This is a genomic window from Tsukamurella soli (assembly GCF_039541155.1).
GTDB lineage: Bacteria > Actinomycetota > Actinomycetes > Mycobacteriales > Mycobacteriaceae > Tsukamurella > Tsukamurella soli.
In genome coordinates this window covers 1-10,026 of record NZ_BAABFR010000139.1, presented here as the reverse complement: position 1 = coordinate 10,026, position 10,026 = coordinate 1, and the positions used below count along the sequence as shown (strand labels likewise).

General features: G+C 70.8%; 10 protein-coding genes and 1 tRNA gene. 3 read left to right on the top strand and 8 right to left on the bottom strand.

Annotation, left to right across the window (positions count from 1 at the left end; all coding sequences use genetic code 11):
* The 6 genes from ABD908_RS24915 to argS all read right to left on the bottom strand — a co-directional run.
* On the bottom strand, nucleotides 1-341 hold a 341-nt coding region (locus ABD908_RS24915), incomplete at its 3' end, for a Rho termination factor N-terminal domain-containing protein (protein WP_345001154.1).
* Between the two features lie 445 nt (nucleotides 342-786).
* Nucleotides 787-1,737 (bottom strand): homoserine kinase, encoded by a 951-nt coding sequence (gene thrB / locus ABD908_RS24910; protein ID WP_345001152.1) that lies wholly within the window; start codon nucleotides 1,735-1,737, stop codon nucleotides 787-789.
* Nucleotides 1,737-2,825, bottom strand: coding sequence for a threonine synthase (gene thrC, locus ABD908_RS24905; RefSeq protein ID WP_345001150.1), 1,089 nt, complete (start codon nucleotides 2,823-2,825; stop codon nucleotides 1,737-1,739). The genes thrB and thrC overlap by 1 nt, the downstream gene beginning before the upstream one ends.
* Complete coding sequence (locus ABD908_RS24900) at nucleotides 2,818-4,158, bottom strand: homoserine dehydrogenase (protein WP_345001148.1); 1,341 nt, start codon at nucleotides 4,156-4,158, stop codon at nucleotides 2,818-2,820. Before ABD908_RS24900 ends, thrC begins: the two co-directional genes overlap by 8 nt.
* Nucleotides 4,155-5,651 carry a diaminopimelate decarboxylase family protein gene (locus ABD908_RS24895; protein WP_385923840.1) on the bottom strand — a complete coding sequence of 499 codons (1,497 nt, stop codon included), beginning with the start codon at nucleotides 5,649-5,651 and terminating at the stop codon, nucleotides 4,155-4,157. The genes ABD908_RS24900 and ABD908_RS24895 overlap by 4 nt, the downstream gene beginning before the upstream one ends.
* A 2-nt stretch (nucleotides 5,652-5,653) precedes the next feature.
* The gene (gene argS, locus ABD908_RS24890) at nucleotides 5,654-7,333 is read right to left on the bottom strand and encodes an arginine--tRNA ligase (protein WP_345001144.1); all 1,680 of its coding nucleotides are present in this window, start codon (nucleotides 7,331-7,333) and stop codon (nucleotides 5,654-5,656) included.
* Nucleotides 7,334-7,668: 335 nt separating this feature from the next.
* Between argS and ABD908_RS24885 the strand changes: the two genes are divergently transcribed.
* Nucleotides 7,669-7,741, top strand: a tRNA-Arg gene (locus ABD908_RS24885).
* A gap of 160 nt (nucleotides 7,742-7,901) precedes the next feature.
* On the opposite strand, the gene ABD908_RS24880 is transcribed toward ABD908_RS24885, so the two are convergent.
* Nucleotides 7,902-9,116, bottom strand: coding sequence for a site-specific integrase (locus ABD908_RS24880; protein WP_345001142.1), 1,215 nt, complete (start codon nucleotides 9,114-9,116; stop codon nucleotides 7,902-7,904).
* Between the two features lie 120 nt (nucleotides 9,117-9,236).
* Here ABD908_RS24880 and ABD908_RS24875 point away from each other — a divergent pair, with 120 nt between their 5' ends.
* Both ABD908_RS24875 and ABD908_RS24870 read left to right on the top strand, forming a co-directional pair.
* Nucleotides 9,237-9,494, top strand: coding sequence for a helix-turn-helix domain-containing protein (locus ABD908_RS24875; protein ID WP_345001140.1), 258 nt, complete (start codon nucleotides 9,237-9,239; stop codon nucleotides 9,492-9,494).
* On the top strand, nucleotides 9,491-9,661 hold the full coding sequence (locus ABD908_RS24870) for a hypothetical protein (RefSeq protein WP_345001138.1): 171 nt from the start codon (nucleotides 9,491-9,493) through the stop codon (nucleotides 9,659-9,661). The genes ABD908_RS24875 and ABD908_RS24870 overlap by 4 nt, the downstream gene beginning before the upstream one ends.
* 111 nt (nucleotides 9,662-9,772) lie before the next feature.
* On the opposite strand, the gene ABD908_RS24865 is transcribed toward ABD908_RS24870, so the two are convergent.
* Nucleotides 9,773-10,026: hypothetical protein (locus tag ABD908_RS24865; RefSeq protein ID WP_345001136.1), on the bottom strand; the 254-nt coding region annotated here is incomplete at its 5' end.

Genomic DNA, 10,026 nt, shown 5'->3' with positions numbered 1-10,026 from the left:
GGCTGCTGCGCCGAGGCACCGTCCGCAGGCGCTTGAACGGGCAGCGTCGCCTGCTCCGGCGCCTCGGTCCGGGCGGCGACAGTGCGCCGCGCCCGGGTGCGTGTCGTCGCTGCCGGCGCCGCCTCGCCGCCCTGCTGGGCGGTGATGGCGCCGATCAGGTCGCCCTTGCGCATACCCGAGATCCCCTTGATGCCGAGGTCAGCGGCGATAGCGCGCAACTCGGCGAGCACCATCCCGTTGAGGCCCGAGCGGCGGCGTTCGTCCGCGCGCCGGGCACTGGCGTCTGTAGGCGCAGCGGAGGCGCCCTCGGCCGGGGAGGTGAGCAGGTCCGTTTCGGTCACGGATGTCCTTTCATTTCCACGCACTGCGTCGTGCCGCAGGCGGGCGTGGACCCGCGCCGCCGTCGAACTGCTCGCCGCACGACGTACTGACGGGGTATTGGGTGCCACGAAAGTTGGTGCAATCGTGTCGCTCCGGTTGCCGTGACCGATGTCGGGACGGCCGCCTCGACGATAAGCGAGGCCACGCGATCGAATCGCCGGTTGGGATTCGGGCGTTCCAGATGGGTGAACCGAAGTGCGTGCCCAAGGCTACTCGCCGGGCACTATGCCCATGATAGCGACTGTGTCAACACGTCGGCCACTCCACTCGATCCGCGTGTCCCCCATCCAACCTGTGCACCGTTCCGTCGAGCCGCTGACCAACATGTGCACCGTTCCGTCGGTTCGATCGACTACCGAACCGACGAAGGGGTGCACATGTCGGGCGACGGAACGGTGCACATGTTCAGGTGCGGGCGACGCCGTCCACGATCGCCAGCTCGCGCATCGTGAAGCCCTCCGCGGTGAGCTCGACGTCCGCGGGGAGCGGCTTGGCGGTGAGCACCAGCACCGTCGGCCCCGCACCGGACACGACGGCCGGGATCCCCGCACCGCGCAGGCTCTCCACGAGAGCAGCCGTGGCGGGCATCGAGTGCGCGCGGTACGGCTGGTGCAGACGATCCTCGGTGGCCGCCAGCAAGAGCTCGGGCGCCTGACCGAGCGCGACTACGAGCAGCGCGGCACGGGACGCGTTGAATGCCGCGTCGGCGTGCGGGATCCGCTCGGGCAGCAGGCCGCGGGTGACGGCGGTCGATGACTGCACATCGGGGATGAACGCGTACGCGCGCACGTCGGGGTGCACGTCGATGCGACGGGCGTCGTAGACGGGGGGCCGCTCCGCTGCGGCGTCCTGCCCGCCACCGTCGGCACCGACCTGCTCGGTCCACGACACCACTGCACCGCCCAGCACGCTGGCCGACGCATTGTCCGGGTGCCCCTCGAACTCGGACGCCAGCTGCAGGGTGCCCGCCGCCGTGAGCCCGCGCGCCGCACCCGCGACCTCGGCCAGCGCGGCGCCGGCCGCGATCCCCGCCACCACCGCGGCGGCTGACGATCCGAGCCCGCGCGAGTGCGGAATCCGGTTGTGGCACTTAAGCTTCAACCCAGGCGCGGCGATGTCGAGGTACGCCATCGAACGCCGGAGCGCGAGCACCACGAGATGGGTCTCGTCGGTCGGTACCGAATCCCAGCCCTCCCCCTCGACGGTGATCGTGAGGTCGTGCTCGACGGTGGTCACGGTGACATCGTCATAGAGGCCGAGCGCCAGGCCGAGGGTGTCGAAGCCGGGTCCGAGGTTGGCGCTCGACGCGGGCACCGTCACCGTCACCGTCAGACCTACGGGCAGCTCGAAAGCCACTAGCCCAGTCCCATCGCGGCCGCGACGGCCACCGGGTCAACACCGACGGAGGCGATCTCCGGCACACCCTTCAGGGCGGTGTCGGGGTCCTTGAGGCCGTTGCCGGTCACCGTGCACACCACCAGCGAGCCCCGCTCGATCCACCCGTCCTTCGTCGCCGCCAGCAGACCCGCGACCGACGCCGCCGACGCCGGCTCCACGAACACCCCCTCCGTGCGGGCGACGAGCCGGTACGCCTCCAGCAGCTCATCGTCGGTCGCGGCCCGGAACTGCCCGCCCGACTCCTCCTTCGCGGCCACGGCCTGATTCCACGACGCGGGGCTGCCGATCCGGATCGCGGTCGCGATCGTCTCCGGGTCCTTCACCGGAGCCCCGAGCACCAGCGGCGCCGCCCCCGCAGCCTGCACACCCAGCATCCGCGGCCGCGCCGCGATGATCCCGTCCGCGTGATACTCGCTGTAACCCCGCCAGTACGCGGTGATGTTGCCCGCGTTCCCGACCGGCAGCGCGTGCACATCCGGCGCCCTACCCAATGCGTCCACGATCTCGAACGCGGCCGTCTTCTGCCCCTCGATCCGCACCGGGTTGACCGAGTTCACCAACGCGATCGACGAGTACTCCGCCGTGGTCTTCCGCGCGAGTTCGAGGCAGTCGTCGAAGTTGCCGCCCACCTCGATGATCCGCGCGCCGTACATCACCGCCTGCGCCAGCTTGCCCATCGCGATCTTGCCCTTGGGCACCAGCACCGCGCACTCCAGCCCGGCGATCGACGCATAAGCCGCCGCCGACGCCGACGTGTTCCCGGTGGACGCGCACAGCACACCTTTCTTCCCGGTGGCTAGAGCCTCGGTGACCGCCATCGTCATACCGCGGTCCTTGAACGAGCCCGTCGGGTTGAGGCCCTCCACCTTCAGGTGCACCTCGCACCCGGTCAGCTCGGACAACGCCCGCGCCGGCAGCAGCGGCGTCGCGCCCTCACGCAGGGTCACGACCTTCCAGTCGTCCCCGACCGGCAGCCGGTCGCGGTAGGCCTCGATCAGCCCGGGCCACGGCGTGTGGACACGGCCTCGTGACGCTGAATCAGTCATCAGTTCCCTCCAGACGGAGCACGCTCGACACGGCGGTCACCACGTCCAGCTTGTTCAGGGCCTCGACGGTGGCGGACAGCGCCGCGTCGGGTGCGTTGTGGGTCAGGACCACGAGGCGGGCGCCCGCCCCGCCGTGGTCGGTCTGCTGGCGCACCGTGGAGATCGACACGTTGCGGGAGCTGAACTCGTTGGCGACGGAGCTCAGCACACCCGGCCGGTCGGCGACCTCCATCGCGACGTAGTACCGGGTCTGCACATCGCCGATCGGCGCGACCGGCAGGTTGGCGTACACCGAGTCCAGCGGGCCGCGGCCGAAGTGGACCTTGTTGCGGGCCGCCATCACGAGGTCGCCCAGCACCGCCGAGGCGGTGGGCGCGCCGCCGGCGCCGGCGCCGTAGAACATGAGCCGGCCGGCGTTCTCGGCCTCGACGAACACCGCGTTGTAGGCGCCGTCGACGCTGGCGAGGGGATGCTTTGCCGGCACCAGAGCCGGGTACACGCGCGCCGAGACCCGCTGCTGGCCCGTCGAATCGGTGAACCGCTCGCAGATCGCGAGAAGCTTGATCACGCAGTCGAACGCCTTGGCCGACTCGATGTCGGCACCGGTGACGCCGGTGATCCCCTCGCGGTACACGTCCTCGGCCTTGACCCGGGTGTGGAAGGCGATGGACGCGAGGATCGCGGCCTTGGCGGCGGCGTCGTAGCCCTCCACGTCGGCGGTGGGGTCGGCCTCGGCGTAGCCGAGCCGGGTCGCATCGGCGAGCGCCTCGGCGTAGTCGGCGCCGCTCTCGGTCATGGCCGAGAGGATGTAGTTGGTGGTGCCGTTGACGATTCCCGCCACCAGCTCGACGGTGTCGCCGGCCAACGACTGCTGCAGCGGCCGGATCACGGGGATCGCGCCGGCGACGGCGGCCTCGAAGTACAGGTCGGCGCGCGCTCGGCGGGAGGCGTCGGCCAGCTCGCCCGTGTACTCGGCGAGCAGCGCCTTGTTCGCCGTGACGACGGACTTGCCCGCGTCCAGGGCGCGCAGCATCAGGGTGCGGGTGGGCTCGATGCCGCCCATCACCTCGACCACGATGTCGACGTCGTCGCGGTCGATCAGCGACTGGGCGTCGGTGGTCAGCAGCGCCGGGTCCACGCCGCGGTCCTTCGCGATGTCACGAACCGCGATCCCGCGGATCACCATCGGCGCGCCGACACGGGCCGTGAGATCGGCGGCACCGTCGCGCAGGATCCGCACCACCTCGGTGCCGACGGTGCCCATGCCGAGCACCGCGACCCCCAGCTCGCGACCCGCGCCGGGTGCGGCGCTCGCGCGCTCGTCGGTCGTCATTCCATCTCCTCCAGACTAACCAGGTCCTCGACGGTCTCGCGGCGCAGGATCAGCCGTGCCGCACCGTCTTTCACCGCGACCACGGCGGGTCGCGTGAGCATGTTGTAGCGACTGCCCATCGAGTAGCAGTACGCACCCGTGTCGGCGATCGCCAGCAGGTCGCCCTCGGCCAGATCGCCGGGCGTCCAGGCATCGCGGATCACGATATCGCCGGTCTCGCAGTGCTTCCCGACGATCCGGGACAGCGTCGGCTCCCCATCCGGGGCCCGGTTCGCCACCGTCTGCGTGTACTCCGCGCCGTACAGCGCGGGCCGGATGTTGTCGCTCATGCCGCCGTCGACGCTCACGTAGCGACGCACGCCGCCGCCTTCGCCCAGCCGCACGTCCTTGAGGGTCCCCACGGTGTACAGCGTGATGCCGGGCGGACCGGCGATGGCCCGGCCGGGCTCGACGGCAAGATGCGGTGCGGCCAGGCCCACGGCGGCGGCCTCGGCCGCGACGATGTCGAGTAGTTTGGCGGCCAGCTCCTCCACCGGCGGCGGATCGTCGTCTGGCGTGTAGGCGATGCCGAGCCCGCCGCCGAGGTCGACGGTGGCGATCTGCGCGGTCTTCTCGGCGCCGTAGCGGGCGACCACGTCGCGCAGTAACCCCACCACACGATGCGCGGCGATCTCGAAGCCGTCGACGTCGAAGATCTGCGAGCCGATGTGGCAGTGCAGGCCGACGAGGCGGACACCGTCGGCGGCGAACACGCGGTCGATCGCCTGCATCGCGGGGCTGGCCCCGCCGAACGACGCAGCGGGGCTGCCGCTTTCGGTCGCAGCGGGGCTGCCGCTTTCGGTCGCGGCGGGGCTGCCGCTTTCGGCCGCGGCGGGGCTGCCGCTTTCGGCCGCGGCGAGCGAGAATCCGAACTTCTGGTCCTCGTGCGCGGTGGAGATGAACTCGTGCGTGTGTGCCTCGACACCGGGAGTAACGCGCACTAGCACGTCCTGCACGGAGCCGGCGGCGCGCGCGACGGCGTCGAGCCGGTCGATCTCCGACAGCGAGTCCACGACCACGTGGCCCACGCCCGCCTCGACGGCGGCGGTCAGCTCGGCGACGGATTTGTTGTTGCCGTGCAACGCGATCCGCTCGGCCGGGAAGCCAGCCCGGAGCGCCACGGCGAGCTCGCCGCCGCTGGCGACGTCGAGGGCGAGTCCCTCCTGCTGCACCCAGCGGGCCACCTGCATCGACAGGAACGCCTTGGAGGCGTAGTGGACTCGCGATCCGGGGCCGAACGCGTCCCGCATCCGGCGGCACCGGGCGCGAAAGTCGTCCTCGTCGATCACGAACAGCGGCGTGCCGAACTCGGCGGCCAGCTCGCTCGCGCCGACGCCGGCGAAGCTCACCTCGCCGTCGGCCTCCCGGCGCGCGTGGGCGGGCCACACGTGCGCGGCGAGCGCATTCACGGATTCGGGGATCGGCGGCGGGCCCGACGGCGCGGTGGTACCCACGGTCACATCCGTTCCGGCGCCGAGACGCCTACGAGAGCAAGGCCGTTGGCGAGGACCTGCCGGGTGGCCGCACACAGCGCGACGCGTGCGTGGTGCAGATCGGTGGGGCGCTCGTCGCCCATCGGGAGCACGCGGCACTCGCCGTAGAACCGGTGGTAGGTGCCGGCCAGCTCCTCGAGGTAGCGCGCAACCCGGTGCGGCTCACGCAGACTCGCGGCGGCGGCGACCACCGCGGGGAACTCGCCCAGCGTCCGGACGAGATCCCCCTCGCGAGGATGGTCGAGCAGGCCTAGATTCAGCGGAGGCGGGGCTGTGCCCGAATCTGCGTCCGCGGACGCCAAACCGAGCTCGAGCGCCGACCGCGCGATCGCCGACAGCCGCGCGTGCGCGTATTGCACGTAGTAGACCGGGTTCTCGTTGCTCGCCTGGGTCAGCAGGTCGAGATCGAGGTCGATGGAGGTGTCCACCGACGAGCGCACCAGGGAGTACCGGGCGGCGTCCACGCCCACGGCGTCGACGAGGTCGTCGAGGGTGATGACCGTGCCTGCCCGCTTGCTCATGCGCACCTTCTGGCCACCCGAGACCAGGTTCACCAGCTGCCCGATCAGCACCTCGATGCGCTCGGGGTCGTAACCCAGCGCGGCCGCGGCGGCCCGCAGGCGACCGATGTAGCCGTGATGGTCGGCGCCCAGCATGTAGATCGCGAGCGTGAAGCCGCGATCGAACTTGTGCTTGATGTAGGCGATGTCGCCGGCGATGTACGCGGTGTTGCCGTCGGACTTGATCACGACGCGGTCCTTGTCGTCTCCGTAGTCCGTGGACTTGAGCCACCAGGCACCGTCGGCCTCGTACAGGTTGCCGGACTCCTTCAGCTGCGCCACGCACCGGTCGACCAGTCCGTCGGTGTGCATCTCGTCCTCGTGCGTGAACACGTCGAAGTCGCTACCGAATTCGTGCAGCGTCCGCTTGATGTGCGCGAACATCAGCTCGACACCGTCGGCGCGGAAGGCCTCGACGCGCTTCTCTTCGGGCAGCTCCAGGATGCCGGGGTGGCATGCGACCACCTTCGCGGCGATGTCGTCGATGTAGTCGCCGGCGTAGCCGTTCTCCGGGGTCGGGGTCCCCAGCGCGGCGGCCTCCAGCGAGCGCGCGTAGCGATCGATCTGCGCGCCGTGATCGTTGAAGTAGTACTCGCGGGTCACCGCGGCGCCCTGCGCCTCGAGCACGCGGCCGAGGCTGTCGCCGACCGCGGCCCAGCGCGCGCCGCCGAGGTGGACGGGCCCGGTGGGGTTGGCGGAGACGAACTCGAGGTTGATCCGCTCGCCGGTCAGCGAGTCGCCGCGGCCGAAGGCGTGACCCTGGTCGAGGACGGTGGCGATCAGCTCGTTCTGCGCGTCGGCGGTGAGCCGGATGTTGAGGAAGCCGGGGCCCGCCACCGTCGCCTCCGAGACACCGTCGGCCGCGCCGACGGTCTCCGCGAGCCAGCCGGCGAGCTCGCGCGGGTTGGTGCCCGCCTTCTTGGCCACCTGCATAGCGAGGTTGGTGGCGTAGTCGCCGTGCTCGGGGTTGCGCGGACGCTCGACGGTGACCCGGTCGGGCAGAACCGACACATCGAGGCCGCGGTCACGCAGCACGGCGGTGGCCGAGGCGTGCAGCAGCTGTGAGAGGTCGTCTTCAGTCACAGGCAACCATCCTATGGTGCCTCGCCGCAGCCCCGACAGGCAGGACGAATGACCTGCGCCTGCATCCCTCGTGCGAGGTCGCCGCGGGGCGGGCGGTCACCCGACGAAGGACGGCTCCGCCGCACGACCGATGAGCGCCCGTCATCACCTCCCCCACCCGCCGTCGCGTTCCCCGGTGCGGTGTCGACCACCGATGGGGCATGCGACGCCCGGTGTGGGCGGCGACGGGACGTGGGGAACTCCGGACGGTGGCGACGGTGCCCGGCGCCGCATGGGCGCTGGCCAGCCGGTTTCCTATTCGGCGGAGCGGTGCGCTAACCTTGCTACGCCCTGACGCCCCCGTAGCTCAGGGGATAGAGCGTCTGCCTCCGGAGCAGAAGGCCGCAGGTTCGAATCCTGCCGGGGGCACCCACGAGAACCGCTTATGACCTGCGTCGGAGGCGGTTTTCTCGTTCAGGCGACGGCCTGCGCAGGTGCCTCCGATGACCCCCGTTGACCCATTCGCTCTTCTATGGCCCCGGCGAGCCCCCACAGCACACGCCGGTGACCCCGAGTGACCCACGGCGGGTCATCCCTTCGCCCGGGTCCCCGTCGCCTTCCCGCCCGCCTTCGTGATCGCGCCGAGTCGCGTCGCCGCGGCGGCGAGCGAGTCCCGCGTCGAGTGCCCGTACGTCGCCAAGGTGAAGCCCGCGTCGGAGTGGCCCAACCACGCCGCGATGTCCGCCAGGGGAACGCCGTCCTGGTGCATCAGAGTCGCGCAGCTGTGTCGCGCGTCGTGGAGCCTGACCGCGGGCAGTCCCGCGTCCTTCAACTCGCGGCGCCAGCGCCGGCCGAACGAGTCCGGGTGTGGCAGGTTCCCGAACTCGTCCACCACCACCAAGCCGGAGTCCTTCCACTTCGAACCGAGCTGGAGTTTCGACTCCGCCTGCCTCTTCTTGGTCCGCCGCAGCGCGGTGACCAGATCAGGCGGCATCGGCAGAGTGCGGACACTCCCCTTGGTCTTCGTGTCGCCCGTCGCCACGCCACCCGGAATCGGCGCGCGCGACGCCTTGATCGTCAGCGTCTTCGCTGTCAGGTCGACCGCGTCCCACTGGAGCGCCAGAACCTCACCGCGGCGCAGGCCCATCAGCGCAAGACGCCACCCGACGTGCCACGGGTTCGACGCCGTCGCTGCGTACAGGCCGGCGACCTGCTTGGCGGTGAGCGTCTGCAGCTCCGTCTTGCTTTTGGGCAGCGACTTCACCAGTGCGGCCGGGTTGCGCACCACCACGCCCTGGTTCATCAGGTCGTCGAAGACGTTCCGCGTCCGTGCCAGGCAAGGGTTGATGCTGCTCGCGGACCACGCGTCACGCACCTTCTTCGCGTTCTTGGGCAGCTTCTCCGGTGCGTGCCAGTCCCCCATCGGCAGGCCGCCGTCTCGCAGCTGTGTGACCATCTTCTCGACGTCCTGCTTCGTAATCGACTGCACGAGCCGATCACCGTAGAGGTCGACGAGCGGGCGCAGGTTCGTGATGTAGCTGGTGTAGGTCTTGGAGCGGATCCGTTGCCCGGCGAGCCAGTCGTCCACGGCCTGTCGCACCGTCAGCTCAGACGGCGGAACGTGTGTGCCGTGCGCTACCTGCGACACCACTGTCGACCGCCACTTCACGGCCTCATCTACGGTGCGGAAACGCTTCTTGTGCTGGAAGCGCGTCCCGTCCGCGCGGTGGGCGTGCACCCGCACCTCGTACCGTCGCCCCGCCGACGTCTCGACGGGCTTCACCCACTCCGGTCTTCTTCCCATGGCGCCAGCGTCTCAGTGGGTACTGACACCTTCTGCGGGAGCGACGCGACACGCCGAACCGTTCGGCGTGTCGCGAGGGTCTAGTGGATATCGGCGTGATCGTGGCTTTCGCTCAGTCGCGTGAGCAACACCGACGCCCTCGCCGCCGCCATGGCCGCGCTGCTGGCGGCCGCGCAGAACACGACAGCCGAGCCGCCCCCGACGCCGCCGACCCTGCTGACCGTCGCGGAGACCGCCAAGATGCTCCGCTGCGGGCAGACGCTGGTCTACGCCATGCTCAAGGACGGGCGGTTGGCGAGCGTGAAGATCGGCCGGCGCCGATTGGTCCGTGCGGCGGACGTCGAGCGGTTCATCAACGGTGGCGGCGCGGCGGCGTGACTCCATCTGAGATCGCCGCCTGGACCGCCGGCCGCGACGCAGCCCGTGACCTACGCCGCGAGCTTCCCGGCCTATCCCCGGACGACGCCGAAACCTACCTCCTCCCCGCCGGCATGCACCCGTCCGACGCCGCGGCCTGGCTCCGGGGCTTCCGCTCCGCCCTCTGACCCGCCCCGTCCACCCGGGCCGCCGCCCCCGACCGGGTGCCCGCACCGGCACCGGCGGCGGGCATGGGACAGGCCCCGCACCGAGGGGTACGGGGCCTGCTGTGGGTGGGGTCAACCCTGGGGGACGGGCGCAGTCGGAACCGGGTCTCCGGGCTGCAGCCCGGCGCTGGGATGCGGCATCTCCGACGCCGGGATCGGCGCGATGCTGATCCAGCTGTCCGGCATCGTGCACCGGAGCGTCTCCGCCCACTGCGCCTGCGGGATGTCCGTCAGACGCTGCGCCGGCAGCAGCCCGATCCGGTACGGCCCGCCGCCGGCGAATCCGAACACCTGGCCGTCGCTCTGCAGCACCCACGTCATGCACG